The following is a 19106-nucleotide window of genomic DNA, read 5'->3' on the forward strand; positions in this document are numbered from 1 at the left end:
GGGTATATTTCTATGTCTCTCAAGAAAGTTGTCCTGATACGTCTGGGTGAGCTGACCATAAAAGGGCTTGCTACGCGAAAACACTTTGAAAACTTATTGAAGCGCAACATAATGGATGCTCTGAGACGTGCGGGTATTGAGGCGGAGTTAAGGAAGAAGTTCGGGCGTTTTTATATCTATGGGCCCTATGAATCTATAGACGTTTTGAGGAGAGTATTCGGAATAAAGTCCCTTTCCCCAGCTGTGGAGTATGAGTTCAAGGACCTAGAAGACTTAATTGCGACTGCTGAGGAGTACTTCAAGGAGAAAGTACTAGGAAAGAGATTCGCCGTAAGGACAAGACGCGTAGGGTCCCATACGTTTAGCTCGATAGATGTCAACAGGCTTCTCGGCGAGAGGTTACTCAAATATGCTTCAAAAGTAGACCTTGAGAACCCTGAGGTCACAGCATACGTCGAGGTTCGAGGTAACAAAGCCTATTTCTTCACTGAAATTATCGAGGCTTGGGGTGGATTACCTGTAGGAAGCGAGGGCAGGGTAATATCCCTGGTATCCGGAGGCTTTGACTCGATTGTAGCATCCTGGTTGATGCTTAAGAGGGGTGCTGAAGTGGATTTTCTCTATCTTAACCTAGGGGGACCGGTCTCGAAATGTTATGTATTGCGGGTTGTTAAGACGCTGGCTGACAATTGGTGCTATGGATATGATCCGAAACTATACATTGTCGACTTTACAACTGTGGTCCACGAACTTAAACAAAAGGTGAAGCCCGAGCTAATAGGGGTTGTCCTGAAGAGGCTTATGTATAGAGTCGCCAACAGAATCGCCCTGAAGACTGGTGCTGAGGGGATAGTAACTGGCGAGAATCTTGGACAGGTTTCTTCTCAGACTCTGGCTAATCTCAACGTGATAGATAAGTCATCCGACCTTATCGTCCTACGACCCGTAATAGCATACGACAAAGACGAGATAGTTGAGTTGGCTCGCAAGATAGGGACATATGAGGCCTCTAGCCAAGTCAAAGAGATATGCGGTGTTTACTCTTTCCATCCCACAACACATGCTAGGCTAGACGAAGTCCTTGAAGAAGAGGCAAAGATCGACGTAAGTGTTCTTGAAAAGTCATTGGATAATGTCGAGATAATAGACCTACATAGCTCGTCTCCTATTGACGCGGGCTGCGGCACTAACTTCCAAGAGTTAGAGGTGGACGAAATACCTAGTAATGCTGTTGTTCTCGACGTTAGACCTCCAGAGAAGTATAGGTCTGGAAGAATCCCGGGAAGCATCAACGTAGACATATGGTCTCTCGAAGACTACGTAACCAGCCTAGGTAAAGAGAAGAAATACGTTGTTGTTTGTGATGAAGGAGGGTTAAGCCGGGAAGCTGCTTTTCTCTTAAGAAAAATGGGAGTAGATGCATACAGCCTTAGAGGTGGTCTGAGGCGCTATTGGCGTGCAGGCGTAAAAAGGTCAGCTTCTAATCCACAAGAGCAAGCCTCTTCTTGAAATACTCGTCTGCCTTCTTCTTTATTTCTTCAGGCACCTCTTTCTCGTAGGGTAGATCCTCGGAGTTTGCGATGTCCACGATAAATTTGAAGACGAGATGGCCGATCAGCTGAAACGCTATTGGATGTAGATGTTCTAATGAATCCTTCTCGGTATGTATGTCAGCTCCGCTACCGCTCGATCTAAAGAAGTTCACTGCGGGCACTCCCTTCCATACGAAAGATGTACTGTCGCTACTCATAACATCCTCTGAGACTGACAAGTTTACCCCGATCTCCTTTGCCTTAGCCTCCACATAGTTTCGAAGCGATTTCGAGCCACTCACAATTGAAGCAGAGGAGCCTAGAACGCCTCCATGGACATCCAAGTTAACTACAAGGGAGATGTTTTTTAACTCGTCCTTGTGTTTCTCTACGTAAGCTAGGGATCCTCTGAGGCCGAGTTCTTCACCAGAGAACAGAACAAATCTAATAGTTCTTTTGAGGTCAAGCTTGCTGAGGGCGGAGGCGAGTGCGACCACTAGCGCGGTGCCACCGGCGTTGTCTGTCGCTCCGGGGACGTTTTTAACACTATCATAGTGTGCCGTGACGAGTATAACGTCTTCTGGGTACTTTGAACCGCTTTTCTCGGCTATAATATTATAGCTGTTAACGTCTCTATATTCTTGCTCCAGCACAAGGTGGACTTTCTTAGCCTTGAGCAGGCGTACTGCATTCCAATAACTCACGTACACAGCGGGGAGGCTTCCGAATTTTTCCCTCCACTCCCACGGGACAGCTACGTGGCTAAGGCTTCTGTAGGGCGTCCCCTCCGCTATTATTAGTCCTGAGGCTCTTTTAGCCAGGAACTTCCACTGTTCTGCTGGGGGTCTTCCAACGGCAAGCCCAATCCAGTTACCGCTTCCCGGGATGAGCACTCTATCAGAGTTCTCTATATAGTGTAAATCTGCCTCCACACCGCTCGTTTCCCCGCTAAAACCAAGAGGACTAGCAGGGATCTCCTCGTTGAAAGGTTCTCTAACCCTCAAGTCGACATTATTCACCTCGTATACCTTTGTCGAGAACTCCTCCATCTTAGGGGAATAACCACTCTTCTCAAGCTCTGAGACGATGAGCCGTCTAGCTTCCTCCTCTCCTGGAGTTCCAGTGAAGCGTGGCTTGCTGGACAGCATTACCGCAACTTTATAGGCGTACTCGTGTTCGAACATTGACAATATTATTTTTATTCCAATGTAAATGCTTTACTGAAGAAATGAGCCTCAAGGCCATTAGACTCCATGTCTCGGGAATAGTCCAAGGGGTTGGCTTCCGCCCCCACGTGTACAGGATAGCAACAAAGTTAGGCTTAAGGGGCTATGTAGTGAACCTGGGCGGGTCCGAGGTAGAGATATGGGTTGAAGGTGACCCCGTCCTAGTAGAGAAATTCCCCGAAGTATTACGCCGTGAGACACCCCCCTCGGCTGAAATAGAAGAGATACAAGTAGAGGAGGTTGTACCTAGAGGATATCCTAGCTTTGAGATCAGGAAGAGCGGCAAGGTGCTTACAAAGATATCCATGATTCCCCCTGATCTCGGGATGTGCGATGATTGCAGACGTGAGATACTCGACCCTTCTTCACGCTGGTACCGGTACCCGTTCCACAGCTGTGCCTGGTGCGGTCCTCGTTTCACAATTATAAAGAGGATTCCCTATGATCGTGAAAACACCTCTATGAGCTCTTTTCCACTATGCTATAAGTGTCGCGAGGAATATACAGACCCTGGAAACACTAGGCGCTTCCACATCCAGGGAATCTCGTGCCCTACATGTGGCCCGCAAATCTATCTCGTGGATCGTGAGGGAGCACCCTTACGGGTCAGCGACCCCTTGGTTGAGGCAGCGAAGCTTGTTGATGAAGGCTATATCGTAGCCGTCAAGGGGATCGGAGGCTTTCATCTGGCAGTCAAAGCCACGGATGACGAAGTACTCTTGAAGCTAAGGAGTCGCAAGAAAAGGGGTAGGAAACCTTTCGCTGTAATGGCAAGGGACACAAGCGTTGCCAGGAGAATAGCTGTAGTAGACGAAGCTGCTGAAAAATTACTGCTGAGCCCCGCGCGTCCAATAGTGATTCTTCCGAAGACACGCGAAGTCTCTGACCAAGTCTCTCCAGGGTTGAAGACAGTCGGTGTCATGCTTGCTTATACTCCTCTCCACTATCTACTTCTCGAAGCCACCGTGGACAAGTTTGCAGTTATGACGAGTGGCAATGAGAGCGGGGAGCCCATAATAAAGGATAATGAGGAGGCATTACTCAAGTTAAAAAACGTTGCAGACTACTTCCTTCTACATAACCGTGAGATTGTAAACAGGGTTGACGACAGCGTTATAAGACTAAGCGACGGAGAGCCTTTGTTTCTAAGAAGATCTAGAGGGTTTGCGCCCAGGTGGATAAGAGCACCGAATGAATACAGGAGACCCGTAATAGGCTTGGGAGCGATGCTCAACAATACAGGCGCGTTGGGATTAGAGCGATACATTATCCCCACACAGCACATAGGTGATCTTGAGAATATGGAAACACTAAACTTCTTGCATGAATCCCTTAAATTTCTAGTAGAGACGTACTCGATTCGCTTGCCAGAATCCCTAGTTGTAGTGGACAAGCATCCCTATTTCCTCAATAGGAAACTCGCGGATCAACTGGTTGCAGAGGCAGGCGCAGAGTTATATGAGGTTCAGCACCATGTAGCACACATAGCCGCCGCGCTGCTGGAAAGAGGTACTCGAGAAGGCTTTGGAATAGCTATCGATGGAGTAGGCTACGGAGACGATGGAATGATATGGGGTGGCGAGGTGATCTATATCTCGGAGGACGGGAGCTACGAGCGACTGGGGAGACTAGAATACATCCCCTTACCCGGTGGAGATAGATCAACACTATATCCTGCCAGGATAATAGCTGGAGTCTTAGCAGAACATGTAGATCTCCAAGAGTTTTTGAGACTTGCATCTTATAACCACCTAGACAAAAGGGTACCCGGGGGCATACAAGAGCTAAAAATAGCCTTTAACCAGGCTGGAGCAAGTATAAAGTGTTCAAGCGCCGGTCGTTTCCTGGATGCTGTCTCTGCTCTACTAGGAGTCTCATGGGAGAGAACCTATGAAGGTGAGCCTGCCATAACACTTGAGGAGTTCAGCTGGGGCGGCAGCAAGCTAGACTATCGCCTTGAGCATGGTGGCGGAGAAGTCTACACGAAGTCCTTCTTCTACGACTACATGCTGAACGGGCGCTTCAACAATGCTGCTACAAGAGATATAGCTTACACAATCCAATTCGAGATAGGCAGGTCCCTTGCTGAGATCGCTCACGAGAATGGTGCTAGGGAGATATACGTCTCAGGTGGAGCAGCTGTAAACTCAGTGATCCTCAAAGGGGTTAAACACGTCTTCGGATCCGACAGGGTTTTTCTCCCCCGAAAGCTCCCACCCGGGGATGGCGGTATATCAGCTGGACAGGTATATTTTGCTAAGATAAGAGGCTTAGCCTAACATAATCCCACGGCAAGTTTAATAGGTTTACGCGAGTATTCAAGACGCTATGATGACTTGAACCCGATTGGAGTTATATCGTGACTGGGGCCGTCGCTACTGAGCTTTTTCAGAATTTACTCCTCTACTTCTTCACAAAGCTCCTGACACTTATTCTCAACATTCTTGCAAAAATCAATGCAAGCCTTACTCATTCTTTCACAAGTTTCTTCACACACCTCTAAACAGCTCTCATCCTCCAGGCCTGCGCAATCCTCCATACACTCAGATACCTCTTTGTCACATTTACGTTGACACTCCTCTACTAGTTCCTCACATAATGAAGAGCAATCCCTGCTTTTCCCCCTCATAAGTATCAATTCTTTAGTGGGTATTTTATATATTCAACGGAGTAATCTCACATTGCCGCGAAAACCCAAGCTGTCAAGAAAGGCTACCGTGAGAGCTGAGATTTCTCTGTCTACCTGTTCTCTGAACCCCTTATCCTCTAAATATAATTCTACGATGGCATTCCTAAGATATCTCTCTCCATTCCTCCTAATGTTTAAAGCTAAAAACGAGTAGTAACGGAACACGGGGCTTTCAGAATCTCTTACATATCCGTTCAAGCTCTTTTTACGATGTTCCTCCAGCCTTTTCACCAGAACCTCGTCGTACAGCTCGCCCTTCCTCTTAACCTGATCCTCCAGAAGCTCTATTACCGCGTCATATATCTCTTCGTAAAGGCGTCTAACGCTTGGAATATCGCTCCTTGACATCAACTGCATTAGAAGCTCGAAGTATACGCCTGATATCTTGTACTTGAATAGCCCTCCTGCAGCCCTCCTTATTATGTCGTGAACTCCTTTTCCCTTCATAGAGTAGGGTGAGCTCCCGCTACCGCTATGGAAAGAGAGTAGGGATCCAAAAAAGGAAGCTACCTCGTGAAGTGTCTTGACACGCGAGTGTAATGTCTCAAGGTCTCCTGTAAAGTCCTCTCTTTTTTGAAACCCGACGTTAGGGGCTATAAAGTCTACAGGTATGCCTCTCGTCCTCAACTCGTTTAGCACGAAAAATAACTCATGGGGGTCAGTCGTAACCGGGGTCTCGTCAAAAGCTATTTCGATACCAAAGGGCCAGGGAGTCATTTCCTTTATTATCCTGTAAATCCTCTCTGAAACATCGATGCTCCTCATAAGTTTTAGCGATAAACGCATCACTTTTTCCTCGTCAAACCTTATCCTAGCTCCATTGACCACCACGTTTATGTCCTTGTAACGCTCTATTAGGCTGGCTGGATAGAGGTCCTTGAACACTGTTCGTAGCTCATCCACAGCGATCTTCTCTGACGAGTAATCGATGAGGTCACAAGTGTCTATAGTATAAAAGTAAATGTTTCTCGTCGACACAGCCTCCCTGATCTCGTCCTCAATGTATTTTAGAGCACTCCTCACCTCTTCCTCGCTAAGCACTCTGTGCGTGCCACCACCTGAGATCCTCTTCACCGCCTCGCTCGAGACAGAAACCGACACATGGTCTGCCTCTACTTCCACGACAACGCCTTTTTCCTTAGCTTTCGCTACGGAGGCTTCTATGTAGTGCCTTATACTTGTACCTGTATGACCCCTTGTCAGCTCGAAGTCCCCTGGAGGAGCATTTATAACATATTCGGGCGCTGTTTCCCGATGGTAAGAAAGCATTACCCCTCCTGCGCTGTTGCCGGTCTTGAACCCACTCATTATTCCCTCGAGAAACACTTCGGGAAGTCGTACACCTACCGAGAGATGAGGTAGTTTGCCCAGATACCTGGGTGTATCCAGCATATGTGTTAAGAGAAGGCTGGGACAGATTAATTTATTCCTCGCTAAGTCAGGGCTCTATGTCTATTGAAATATCTGGGAACTCAGGGACCTTGCGGCTCCCCGAGTTGTCACGGTGTAATATGACATTCTCGGCCTTAAGGGTACCCTTCAAATCCTCTATAAATTCGCCAAGGATTTCAAAGTGTTTTTCAGAGTGGACGTGAATGGATTTCATCGGGGCTCCCAGGGATATACGAGCATCGTGTTTTGCCCTCCTAGCTTCCGCGATAGTGGCTATAATCATGGCACCTATCTGGGATTTTTTCTCGTCGAAGATCGGCTTCTCGGGCCATGGAGCGGTAGTTATACTAGCATGACCCTCCTTGGATCTAAATAGGACGTCAAATATCTCCTCGCTTATGTGAGGTGCGAAAACAGAGAGTATGTTTAATGCCGAAAGGAGGACAATGTAGGAGGTATACAAAGCTCCCCTATCACCCCTTGATAACCTGTATTTAATCGCTTCGAGGTAATGATCGCAGAACTCATGCCACATCGTCTCGACAACAACTTGGGAAGCCTTTTGGAAATCAAAGTTTTCAAGAGCCTCCCTGGCAGTTTCTACCATTTTAGCTGCTTCCCCGAGCATCCAGTGGTCAACGCTTCTCGTAAACGCCATGTCTTCGGCTTGAAGCATATAATTCGTTAGGTAATTGTAGAGCAACCTTGAAGCGTTCCACAGCTTGACGAGAAAGCGATGCGCATAGTCTACTCCTTCCCAGGAGAATCTTACATCCTGCCCAGTTGAAGCGGCCATAGCAACCCAAAGCCTAAAGCTGTCGGCGCCGTACTTTTCGAGAACATCACTGACCGCAACGTAGTTACCGTAACTCTTATGCATCATTCTACCGTCCGTTCCTCTAACCATACCGTTAATGAGGGCAGTCTTGAACTGAGGTTTCCCGAATAATGCAATTCCCCTCAATAGGAGATAATAGTCCCATGTTCTTATGATATCGTAACCGTTTGGCTGAAGATCCGAAGGAAATAAGCGAAGATCGAATTTATCAGGCCAACCAGCGTGAACAGCTGCAGTTATGCTGGAGTCCATCCACGTGTCCATGACGTCCTTTTCCCCAACAATATTTCTAGAACCGCATCTCGGACACTTTTCCACGGGGGGCTTGTCAAACCTGGGGTCTATCGGTAGGTGTTCCGGCTCGACCACCATCTCATAACCACAATCCTTGCAGTAGTAAACTGGTATCGGGGTTGCAAACAACCTTTGACGTGAAATCACCCAGTCCCAGTCAAGGCTTAAGACCCATGATTCAAGCCTTTTATACATGTAGGGGGGCACCCACTGGATTCTTTTTGCCTCCTCGAGTACTGCGCTGTTTAACGCGGTGGACTTTACAAACCATTGTTTCTTCGGAATAATCTCCACGGGAGTATGGCAACGCCAGCACGTCCCGACCGTTGAGCGGGTGTTTTCGACCTTTACGAGGAGATTCTTCTCTTTCAATAGTTCAACGATTTTTTTACGTGCCTCCTCAATTGTGAGCCCCTTTAGAGGACCGGCATTCTCATTCATCCTCCCGTTATCGGTAATAGAGATAATTACTGGAAGCGAATACTTGACCTGCCACTTGACATCTGTCTTGTCTCCATAGGTACACACCATGACTGCACCTGTCCCAAAGCTGGGATCAACAGCGTCATCTGCTATTATGGGAACCTCACGTTCATATATGGGTACGATAGCGTGAAGTCCTACAATCTTCTCATAGCGTTGATCCTTTGGATTTACAGCAACCGCAACGCAGGAGGCCAGGAGCTCTGGACGCGTGGAGGCGATTACTAGATCCTCCCCGCTCTCCTTGACCTTGAACTTGAAATAATAGAGAGGCCTATTAGTCTCAACATACTCTACCTCCGCTTCAGCTATCGCGGTCTCACAGCGGGGACACCATATAACAGGGTGTTCTCCCCTATAGATCAATCCCTTCTTATACATCTCCACAAAGCTCAGCTGCGTCCTCCTCCAATAGTCGGGATCCATGGTCATATACTCCGTCGACCAATCGATACTCATTCCCAGGCCCTTCAGGGCTCGACGCATCGAGTCGATCCATTCCAGGGTATACTTCTTGCACAAAGCTATGAACTCCTGAGGCTCAAACTCGCTCTTCCTCTTACCTGTGATCCTCTCGACACGAACCTCCGTGGGCAGACCATGACAATCCCACCCTTGCGGAAAGAAGACGTTGTACCCTTGTTTCCTCTTGTATCTGGCCACAAAATCGATGTAAGAGAAGTTCAACGCGTTACCAACGTGAAGCTCCCCGCTTGGGTAGGGGGGAGGCGTATCGATGCTATATGTGGGCCTAGTTCTATCCTCACGGTTGAACTTATAGATCCCTTTCTCCTCCCAATACCTCTGCCATTTACTCTCGACAGCCTTGAAGTCGTAGACTTTAGGGAGTCCACTACTCATAAAATCGTATCTTCAACTGGGAAGAGAATAAAAACCTTACCTCCTCTTTAGACCCGTCTCTCCAGAGAAAGTTTATCTTAGCATATCTATTTCCTCCTCATCGATTCCAATACTGAACCGTGAATTCTTAGAATAAAAGAAGGAGAAGAATGTCTCAAGGTTTTATGCTCTCGATAAATCTAGTAGTGCTCATGATGATGCTCATGATGGTGGTGGTGATGGTGGTGCTCGTGTTCTTCTACATCCACAACAGATTCTTCTGTCGTGATCCCAACTATAGCCTCACGTAGCTCTGCAGGCAGCTCCACCTGGTAAGCCTCAAGTATCTTTGCGACAAAGTAGTGATCCGGGGCAGCTCCCTCGAATTCAACCCTGTCCACGCCGTTTACTTGTATTACATTTTTTGGCACCGCGTAGACACCGTACTGGTCTGCAAGCTCGCTGAACTCCAGCGCCTCAATCATATCGCCGTAGATATTCTTGTTTATCATGGCAAACCTATGAGAAGCCCTCACGGCCAACGGACAATAGGGGCAGGTTGGAGTTACAAAGATCATAATACGCGTAGGCTGCGTAACATATTTGTTGAGAAGCTCTGCTAGCTTCGGGTCAACCTCGGGTTGCCCAGTGGAAGCATCAATAATATCCTCTACAAAGGCGCCAAACTCATAGCCTGCTGGAATCCCAAAATACCGAACATTCCACTCGTCAACGCCATGAATCAGGATAGCCGGGAACATCGGGATGTTATACTTCTTAGCCTCAGGATCCATGCTCGTATGCTTAACAATTCTAACTTTCCCGCCTGACGTCTTAGTGATAAGCTCCAGGATCTGCTCCGTATCCTCACAATACATACACTCTGCTTCAGGATCCCTAAAGTACCTTATCGTCACAGGATTCCTCAACTGCGCAAACATCTTTGTGAGCTCTCCGACAAGCTCCTCATCGTATTCAACTGGCATATACAATCCGAAGCCAAATAACCTCCCAATTTTTAAGTCTATCTACACCCTCCTTACCCCACAACCCCTCCAAGGAAACCAGGAACCCAACGTATTTCACATAGCACATGGAAACAATTTCCCTTATTGACACTCCACCAATTATATAAATATCCAAGTTCCAAAGTAAAAATAGAATGATCTCCTACCATATGAGAAAATATCATAAATCGTATCAAAAAAATTGTATTTAAATATCAATTTTAAGACCATCTCCCATGCGTAAACGATAAAACTACATCTAGATAAATTTTTGATATTGGAATACAAAATCCTTTTATAAAATTCCAAAATAAAAACAATTATAGTACACCCTACGCCAATATATCACGACCAACATGAACACCAAAATTAGACTGGTCCTAGAACAGCTAAAGAATCCAGCCATACTCATACCACTGCTCATACTCTTGGTGAATGCGGCAATCGGGCTTGCGGATCCGAAAAGGGATCCTTATCCGACTCCAAATGTATCTGGCTAAAGTTTAAATTATTGTTTTTCTTTTGATTTTTGAACGTTCTATGAGGAGTAGAATTGACGTTAAAAAAATACTCTATGCTCTACCACACTCTAGAACCCTCCGCGAATTAGCCAGGAACGCTGGAGTATCGCACACCGCTGTAAGACGCTTACTAAAAGAATTATCCACACAAGGACGATTTAGAGTTATAACTGATGATAGTTTTTGGGGTCTTACACGAGTTATAGTACTAGATCAAGAAGGGAGGGTACCTAGACACGTCCCTCCCGGAACCACAGGTCTAAGAACCCTAATTTCAGAGCAAGGATCTGGCACGCTTATAATGAGTTATATTCCAAAGCGACTTGTCGACAAATACATGGAAACCTTAAGGGAAGAAGTTGATGTTTCTGAATGGTTCACTAGTAAAGAGTATATTGCATGGCTTCCTAATCCTGAACTTGAAGCTGTTACGCCTAAAGATTTTGAGAAACTCGTAGATAGATCAGCTGAATACGTGCCACCCAGGACAAGAGCGAAGCCCCTAAGCTTGCCCGATGAATACGACCTTATACTATTATGGGGGAAACTCTTATATGGTCCCTTTACTAGACCCTCAGATATTTTCTCTAAAATAAGAGGAGTCGAATCGCCATCAAAACAGGTGCTCAGCTATCACTACAGGGCACACTTCCAGCCAGGGTGGCGTTATACTACATTCTTCAAATTTGCCAGCTCCGATGACATACCCTTTATAATGTATTATCTAAAAGGATCAGATGCTGAAAGAGTAGCAAGAGCACTTGCCCTACTACCACTTCTCGGAATGTCACTTATTGGTGAAAAGCAAGCTTTATACATGGGGCAGCCCCTCTGCGGTTATCATCCCCTGTTCTTAGAGATACCGCAGACATATAACGTTGAGGCACCATATGGCATATCCTACATGAAGCTAGATCTATACACCGATGTTCCTAGACTCTGGGAAATGCTCGATCGGGACAAGAAGGAGTGGAAGTGGCCTGAACAAAAAATTCCAATCAAACTACAGGAGAAAACGTGAAAGATTTCTTTCCCCAAATTCCAGACATGTATACAATTATACGATTACGGAAACTTTTTCGGGATATCCTATTAACACCTTTGAGGGTCTCTTGAGCGCGAATACCCCGTTTGAAACTACTCCGGGAATCGTCATCAGCTCTTTTTCCAATGTTTCCGGGTTTTCAACCTCCCGGAACACCGCGTCGATTATGAAGTTGCCGTTGTCAGTGATTATTGGTCCCAGCTTCCCACTACCTGAGATCCTGATGGAGGCCTGGATGACGCCTGGCATGGACTTTAGAGCCGATACCACTTTTTGGGCGGCGAAGGGGTGGGCTTCAACGGGTATTGAGACACCTGTAGGCCTTTCTCTTAGCTTTTTCCAGTCTGCTATGATTATGTACTCCCTGGAGAAGTAGTCCACTATCTTTTCCCGGAAAAGAGCGCCTCCAAGACCCTTCACCACCCATTTATCAGGGAACACGTAGTCCGCCCCGTCGAATGCTATCTCGGGTGACTCGTCTAGCAAAGGCCTCTCTGTTAATCCCAGCTTCGACGCCGTTAAACTCGTGTCGTAAGAGGTTGCAACGAAGTATATCTCGAGCCTTTCTCTTCTAACCTTCTCGGCAAGCTTCTCGATAAAAAGCCTGAGCGTTGTGCCGCTGCCAAGCCCTATCAGCATCCCGTCCTTGACGAGTTTTAACGCCTCTTCTACTGCCCTAAGACGAGCCTCTGCTACATCTGCCTCAACTGTTTGAGTGCCCACAAATAATAGGGTATTGGCCGTTTTTCTTAAACGTTTTTTAAATATGGTCAGTTGGAATAGGTATACCCTGGGGAATATGGAGAATCTACCTAACTGGCCCCTGATGGAGGAGGAAATACTTATTGTCGAGGACGAGAAAAACGTCTACTTTAACTTCCCGTATTCTCTCTATAAGAAGGGTATTGAGAAAGAAATCTCGAGGCTCCCAGTCACGGTAACGATCAGCGAGGACTCCCTTGGCGGGAAAAGAGCTCTAGTCGTTATGGAGAAGCATCTTGGGGCCGAGGTCAAGGCCTGGCTCTCAGTAAAGCTTCCCTCACTGAATAAAAAATACTTTATAACAGAGCTTGAAATAATATGAATGCTCCAGATGACGAGCCTTGTAAGGGCGGACTAGTGAAGAGTCGAACCCCGCTGATGGTGTATGCGTCCCCCCATCTTTACGGTTGAGGTTGTAGAGCCATTCATAAGCAAGTGGATGTTCATAGAGCTTTCACACGCGTCCAAGATAGTTGGGCGCGAGAGCCTATGGGTCTTTAACGTAAAGAAGGAGTGTGAGAGGGAGAAGCTTTTCTCCATTGCCTCACGTGTTGAGAGCCAGAGTTTCTTAGACAAGCTTGAAGAGCTAAAGAGGGACTTTAATATTATCATACTTGATCCTTCAGGAACAGAAGAGCTTAGACCCACTGACTTCTCTTCGAATACCATCATAGTCGTAGGAGGCATTATGGGGGATCATCCCCCACGGGGACGTACAAGAAAGGAGATTTCGGAAAGAGCGGGTGGTGGGGTACTGTTCAGGAACATAGGTAGCGGTCAGTTTACAATAGACGGAGCGATATATATGGCTAGAATGGTATCGCTTGGGAGACCCTTAAATTCAATTCCGGTACAGGTGGGCTTAACTCTCAAGAAAAGACACTTCGAAGTTTACCTGCCATACGCCTATCCCGTTGAAAACGGCAAGGTGGTTATATCCCAGGAAGAGATTCACTACATCCTACACGAACTTGAAGAAGACGAGGCGAGGGCTCTTAGGGAGGGCAAACACCCATCTATCTGTGACTAATCGTTCTCTAGACTTGCACGCGTTCCACGCTGATTAGGTCCGTTGACCCTCTTCTACGCCCAGCCGTGAAGACTACTATATCGCCTACGGATACGAACCCCATCTTCACGGCTTTGTCGAGTAACTCTGAGAAAAGAGATGGCGAGTGCTTGTTTAGGGAGGGCTCGTATACAGCTCTCACACCCTTTAATAAGTTGATATATCTTGCAGTGGGAGGCCAGTTTGTGTAGACTATCATCTCAGCGGAGGGCCTGAACTTTGCCAGTCTTCTAGCCGTGTTACCTCTCTCTGAAAAAGCGAGGATTTTGCCTCCAATGATATTGGAGAGCAGAGCCACTCCCTTAGCTATAGCTTCAAAGTGGTCTTGAGGCTCATAGTCTGCTAACTGTCCTTTTTCGAGTTTTTCCGCCTCCACGATAATCCTCTTAAGCCAGGACACTGCCACGACAGGGTACTTGCCCGCTGCCGTTTCCCCGGCGAGCATCAAGGCATCTGCATCCATCTTCACCGCTGTTATCACGTCCACCACCTCCGAGCGTGTGGGAACAGGGTTGTTTATCATAGACTCGAGTAACTGGGTTGCCACAATGCTTGGTTTTCCCTTAAGTCGGGCTTTCCGCAGGATATCTTCCTGTACCCGATATATTTCTTCTAAGTTGTAGAAGTTTGCAAGGTCGCCCCGCGCGACTAAGACCATATCGCTATGCTCGAGAATGGGCTCTAGGTTTTCAACTGAACTCCTAGTTTCTATCTTCGCGATTATTTTCACGTCCTCCGCTTTTAGATCGTATAATAATTCTCGTAACCTCCTTATGTCTCCCTCGTGACGTACGAAGCTTAAGGCTATGGCGTCGAACCCGTTTTCCACAGCAAACTTGACGTCACCGACGTCTTTCTCCGTTAATGATGGGAGTGGATACTCCTTGCCTTTAATGGTAATGGTCTTCTTGGGCTTCAACTCACCCTCAAGTAGAGATTCTGCCTGAATCTTTTCACCGTCATTAAAAAGCACCTGGAAAGCAAGCCTGCCACCTTCAACGTATAGGACATCCCCTTGTGAGGCTAATTCGAATAGTGTCCTGAGAGGGATAGGGATTCCTTCTGAGGATCTCTCTCCCTGTACAAAAGTGACCTTGTCTCCCGGATGAACCTGGATCGGGTCGAAGCCTCCAAGTCGAACGACGGGTCCCTGAAGATCCGCTATCAGCGTTACGGGTCTCTGCGGGGTCTCAAGACTTCTAAGTTTCGCCGCTATACCCCGAAATACCTCGTAATCCGCATGCGAAAAATTGAAACGGAACCCCTCAACTCCCTCTAGAAATAGCCTTTTTAGGATATCCTCTGACCAGGATGACGGACCGATGGTTGCAATGATTTTGGTTTTACGACCAGTCATACATGCACAAAGACAAGATAAGAGTCTCGTTTTAATACTTAGTTATTCTGCTCCATGTTCTCTGTGCTCCTCTTTTCCTCCTCCAAGATAAGTCCAAGGAGGTAGATAGTTCTCACATAGGAATCGGCTAAGGCTTTGGAAGCATCATCTAGGAAGCGGGTGCCTCTAGAGTGATCCCTGTAAAGCCTCTTACCCAGCCAGTTTCTACTGTTAGCTAGTTCTCTCTCAACGTCAGCTAGACTAACCGAGCTGTTTATGCCAAGCTTCGCCTTGACGTTTTCTGGAAGGTTGCTTATCACATGCTCGAGACCCGTAACCTCTACACCCAGGTACTGCTCTGCAGTTTTCCTTGTATCCTTGACCAGTTTCATCTGTATTAGACCGCTTAGAAGCGCAGCGTGGTATGTCAATCCGAGCATGTGCATTTCCTCCCTGAGCCTCTCAATATCGAACACCAGTATTTTGAAGCCGTTGTTCAATGAATCCTGCAGTCTTCGCACCACCTCTCCCTCACCTTGCACCGTGTAAAACTCTTTCGTTATCTTCTCAACTATAACCTCTTCACCGTTGAAGAAGGCTAGATAGCCGTATACGATGTCACCCTTCTCGTCGAGTGGGACAAGGAGCAAATCCAAGGATGCTAGCTTAAGGTGCTTTCCAGGCTTCGGCACGTATAACTCCTTGCCCTTCAGAGATATAGCGATCTTGTCAGAGAGCAATATGTACCCGACAACCTTTTTTGCAAGCTCCTTCGCTACGTTCCACCGACCACCAAGTCCAATCCATTCTATATGTGCCTCCTCGTCCCTAGCTAGCAAGAGAACCTCGCTTAGCTGGCTAGGAGTGAATAGCTCTAGCTCGCGATATATCTCGCCCCAATCCATTTTCTCGACTAGTCCTGCACACTCCTCCTCCCACAAGACGAGTGTTTTCCTGCCTCCTAGGCTTGAAAGCGAATAGGAGAAAGTAAAAAGGGGAAGCCTGTACTTCTCTCGAAGGAAAACCATAAGGAATGCTAGCCCCAGCCTTATCCGCCGAAGATCCTCACCATGGTCTAGCTCGATTAACCGGCCATAAGTGTAGTCCTGATACTTACCGGCTGTAAGGGCTGGTATCTCGACAACCCTCCTATCTTTCACTATTATCGTCCCAGCCTCTGTCTCGACGGGCCTCCCGTGCTCCCGCTCTACTATCCACACCGTTTTCCACGGATACTTGTGGTACATTCCAAAACCGCTTGTGGGCGGTATCACGTTGCTTATAGCTTCGCTGAGGAGCCTCCCTCTCAAATAATCGTAGAAGAGGCTAGCCCTTTCACCCCACTTAGCCTTTATTTTCTTATACTCTTCTATTGCATAGGTGAAGGGTTCGAATCTGTAGAGGATATTCTCGCTAAGTGGCTGCACGACGACTTTTCGGACAGCTCTTCCGGCTTCTCCACCCTTTTGAATAGACGTTACCACGCCGTCGGAAGAGTAGTCTATACAACCAACTTGGAACTTCTCGACTAGGTCTGAGAAAGATATATCCTCCAGGAATTTCTCGCTCTCTTCGTCGACGTATACACGTTTAATACCGTAGGGAGGAGCAAACTCGTAAAAATTGATGTTGTACCATGTGCGTTCACCCTTCTTTGTTAACTGCCCTTTAAGGTAGAGTCCAAGTTTTTCTAGAAATTCAGCCTCACTTTGGTTCAGCCTTTGACCACTTTTTACCTTGAAAAGCGAGTAGAATAGGAAGCCATACCTATTATCAGGGTTTACAAGGGTGATCTCCGGTGGGCTGTCAATCCACTCTCTCAAGACATCTACGCCTCGACTCAATAGCTCTCTATCCCATCTTGAGCCAGGGAAAATAACTGTCTCAGTATAAGGTATTGTTTCTCGTCTGCCCTTCCTCCCATTCCTCTGGCGAAACTCTCTTACGTCATCTGGGAGACCTACATGGACAACCCTCGCGATCAAACCTATGTCTATACCCTGCGTGAGAGTTCTAGGTGAAATGATTACTTTGATTTTCCCTTGTCTAGTGAGGTCTTCAATATTCTGTCTCTTCTCCTTGCTTACGAGATGGTGGTGGGAAGCAACCAGCTCTTTTTTCTCGTCAGGGAGGAGCTCTCTCAGCTTGCGATATAACTCCTCGGCACGGTTGATGCTGCGTGTAAAGACTAAGGTCACGTACTCGTCATCTATATAATGCTTAATGATATCCACTGGGTCGACGCGCGGAGGGTGTGTTTCAACGCCGTAGGTCTGGAGTGCGTCCAAAACCTTATAGATGTTCCTTCTGAACTTCTCATAGTCTTCCATTGCTTCAATGATTTCTTTGTTACCCGACTGTATCAACAAGCTCTTGTAGTCTCGTAGGTTGTTCCAGTAATCCTTTAAGTTCCTTCCGAGAACGATATAATATCTGTCTTCACGCCTAAAGGCCGTTCCATCCACAATGCTGCATTCGCGACCTGTATACTCCCTGAGAACGGAGCACATATCCTCAGGGTTTGAGAGAGTCGCGGTCAACACAGCTACCTGTATCCCCTCTCGTAGCGAAGCGATTATCCTGACTAATGCCAGTAAGAGTGAGAGTTCACGCGGGCTATAGAAATCAACCTCATCGAGAACAAGGAGATTTAACTCATTCAGAAAGCCTAATAGGAGTGAGCTTGAAGGCTTCGACGCCACCCTCTTTATATCCATAAGAAGGAAAGCAGGGTTAGTTACAACTATATCTGAGGCCCGTATCTCGCTCTTAACCTGGGGGTAACTCTTCCCCTCCCTCTTAGACCGTGAAGTGGAGTCAACTTGGGATATCTTAAGCCCGAGAGCCCGGCAGTACTCTGACAGCCTTGACAGCTGGTCATATGATAGAGCAAGGGTCGGATAAACTGCCAAAACCTTCTTGTGATGCGTGGCAGCGTAAAGCCACCAGGCCTCTGTCTTACCGCTCCCGGTTCCTGACTTCAACACGATGTTTTTCCCTCCTACGAGCTCCTGGTACGCCATGTACTGATGCTTGTACAGTCTCTTATCGAGGAGATAGTCGAGGCGAGGGCTACTGGGAGAAGCCTTGAGGATTTCTCGAAACGTTACCTCTGCCTTCTCCGGCTCTATTCCTCCCTCAACATATGCGTAAAACTCAAGTCCTAGCCTCTTTAATAGTTCACCGGTATCCAGCATATTTCTCCTACGCCCAATAGCGTAATACTTGAGGGGTTAACCGCTAAAAAGCTTTGAGTCAACACCCTGTTTAACTTTTCCATGGTATAGAGAAGAAGCTTAATCGAGCAAGCTGTGGTAAAACCTATAAGTGCGTAGTGATTTCTTCTCTGTGCACCCTGTAATTGACTGGCTGTTAAATATAGCTAGCGGGGTCGGAGGCTATCTTGGAATATTTGTAGTTTCGATACTTGGGAATTTCATCCCATTCATACCCATACCGTATTTAGTTGCTGTGTACCTCTATGCAGCCCTGATACCCGGCTCGAATCCCCTACTAGTCGGGATTATCAGTGGTGTGGGCGGGGGCGTTGGAAAGCTGATAGTCTATCTAGTGAGCAGGGGGGCTTCACGCGTAGTGCTTTCAGAAGATACCCGTGAGAGATACAACAAACTTTCTAAGATGCTTGGGAACTGGGGTATGCTGGCAGTCTTCTTATTTGCCGCTACTCCGAGTCCCGACGATGCAATAGTGATCCCGCTAGGACTGATGGGCTACAGTCCACTTAAGTTCTTCATCGGAATAACCGCTGGGAAAATACTCATAAGTATAGTGACTGCTTACAGCGGACGCATAGTGGCGCACATGACTGGTGGGATGTTCTGGTACGAGCTTCTAGTCTCTATTGTTCTATTCATCGCTGTAATGCTGATTATTTCACTACTAGACTGGGAGGGTATCCTAACTCTTCTAGGCGAAAAGGGTCTAAAGGGGCTAAGGGATGAAATTAGCAAGAAAGGACTAGGAGTTCTCTTAGCCAGGCGCAATAAATAGCGAAGCTCCATCTTCTTCCTCCAAGGATTATTTTACCGTCCTCGTTTGTAAGCACAGGGTA

Annotated in this window: 15 protein-coding genes; 8 read left to right on the plus strand and 7 right to left on the minus strand. The window is 47.1% G+C overall.

What is annotated here, in order from left to right; translation table 11 throughout:
* Positions 1-12 precede the first annotated feature (12 nt).
* Positions 13-1509: a tRNA uracil 4-sulfurtransferase ThiI gene (gene thiI, locus ACP5KC_RS01100; RefSeq protein WP_428286737.1), complete on the plus strand. Its 1497-nt coding sequence runs from the start codon at positions 13-15 to the stop codon at positions 1507-1509.
* Here thiI and ACP5KC_RS01105 read toward each other — a convergent pair.
* The gene (locus tag ACP5KC_RS01105; RefSeq protein ID WP_273433020.1) at positions 1481-2716 is read right to left on the minus strand and encodes a M28 family metallopeptidase; all 1236 of its coding nucleotides are present in this window, start codon (positions 2714-2716) and stop codon (positions 1481-1483) included. The genes thiI and ACP5KC_RS01105 overlap by 29 nt on opposite strands.
* Before the next feature lie 44 nt (positions 2717-2760).
* Between ACP5KC_RS01105 and hypF the strand changes: the two genes are divergently transcribed.
* A complete protein-coding gene (gene hypF, locus ACP5KC_RS01110; RefSeq protein ID WP_052884798.1) occupies positions 2761-5037 on the plus strand; it encodes a carbamoyltransferase HypF in 2277 nt (758 codons plus the stop codon).
* An 80-nt stretch (positions 5038-5117) separates the two neighbouring features.
* Positions 5118-5261 (plus strand): hypothetical protein, encoded by a 144-nt coding sequence (locus ACP5KC_RS01115; protein WP_424738248.1) that lies wholly within the window; start codon positions 5118-5120, stop codon positions 5259-5261.
* A gap of 159 nt (positions 5262-5420) precedes the next feature.
* Here ACP5KC_RS01115 and ACP5KC_RS01120 read toward each other — a convergent pair whose 3' ends face one another.
* From ACP5KC_RS01120 to pdo, 3 genes are all read right to left on the minus strand, one after another.
* A complete protein-coding gene (locus ACP5KC_RS01120) occupies positions 5421-6839 on the minus strand; it encodes a tagaturonate epimerase family protein (protein WP_428286738.1) in 1419 nt (472 codons plus the stop codon).
* Between the two features lie 46 nt (positions 6840-6885).
* On the minus strand, positions 6886-9315 hold the full coding sequence (locus ACP5KC_RS01125; protein WP_052884801.1) for a valine--tRNA ligase: 2430 nt from the start codon (positions 9313-9315) through the stop codon (positions 6886-6888).
* Between the two features lie 179 nt (positions 9316-9494).
* A complete protein-coding gene (gene pdo / locus ACP5KC_RS01130) occupies positions 9495-10280 on the minus strand; it encodes a protein disulfide oxidoreductase (protein WP_052884802.1) in 786 nt (261 codons plus the stop codon).
* A 377-nt stretch (positions 10281-10657) separates the two neighbouring features.
* Between pdo and ACP5KC_RS01135 the strand changes: the two genes are divergently transcribed.
* Positions 10658-10801, plus strand: coding sequence for a hypothetical protein (locus tag ACP5KC_RS01135; RefSeq protein ID WP_428286739.1), 144 nt, complete (start codon positions 10658-10660; stop codon positions 10799-10801).
* Between the two features lie 40 nt (positions 10802-10841).
* A complete protein-coding gene (locus ACP5KC_RS01140; RefSeq protein ID WP_428286740.1) occupies positions 10842-11843 on the plus strand; it encodes a hypothetical protein in 1002 nt (333 codons plus the stop codon).
* A gap of 36 nt (positions 11844-11879) precedes the next feature.
* Here the strand turns inward: ACP5KC_RS01140 and rpiA are convergent, their stop codons facing one another.
* Positions 11880-12590: a ribose 5-phosphate isomerase A gene (gene rpiA / locus ACP5KC_RS01145; RefSeq protein ID WP_424738238.1), complete on the minus strand. Its 711-nt coding sequence runs from the start codon at positions 12588-12590 to the stop codon at positions 11880-11882.
* Between the two features lie 76 nt (positions 12591-12666).
* Here rpiA and ACP5KC_RS01150 point away from each other — a divergent pair, with 76 nt between their 5' ends.
* Together ACP5KC_RS01150 and ACP5KC_RS01155 are read left to right on the plus strand one after the other, a co-directional pair.
* A complete protein-coding gene (locus tag ACP5KC_RS01150) occupies positions 12667-12951 on the plus strand; it encodes a hypothetical protein (RefSeq protein WP_052884805.1) in 285 nt (94 codons plus the stop codon).
* A 63-nt stretch (positions 12952-13014) separates the two neighbouring features.
* Positions 13015-13659, plus strand: coding sequence for a hypothetical protein (locus ACP5KC_RS01155; RefSeq protein ID WP_424740320.1), 645 nt, complete (start codon positions 13015-13017; stop codon positions 13657-13659).
* A gap of 7 nt (positions 13660-13666) precedes the next feature.
* Here the strand turns inward: ACP5KC_RS01155 and pyk are convergent, their stop codons facing one another.
* A complete protein-coding gene (gene pyk, locus ACP5KC_RS01160; protein ID WP_273433029.1) occupies positions 13667-15055 on the minus strand; it encodes a pyruvate kinase in 1389 nt (462 codons plus the stop codon).
* Between the two features lie 38 nt (positions 15056-15093).
* On the minus strand, positions 15094-18231 hold the full coding sequence (locus tag ACP5KC_RS01165; RefSeq protein ID WP_428286741.1) for a DEAD/DEAH box helicase: 3138 nt from the start codon (positions 18229-18231) through the stop codon (positions 15094-15096).
* Between the two features lie 130 nt (positions 18232-18361).
* On the opposite strand from ACP5KC_RS01165, the gene ACP5KC_RS01170 reads away from it, so the two are divergent.
* Complete coding sequence (locus ACP5KC_RS01170; RefSeq protein WP_424740323.1) at positions 18362-19045, plus strand: VTT domain-containing protein; 684 nt, start codon at positions 18362-18364, stop codon at positions 19043-19045.
* Positions 19046-19106 lie beyond the last annotated feature (61 nt).

The sequence above is a fragment of the Infirmifilum sp. genome, from assembly GCF_049970975.1.
Lineage (GTDB): Archaea > Thermoproteota > Thermoprotei > Thermofilales > Thermofilaceae > Thermofilum > Thermofilum uzonense.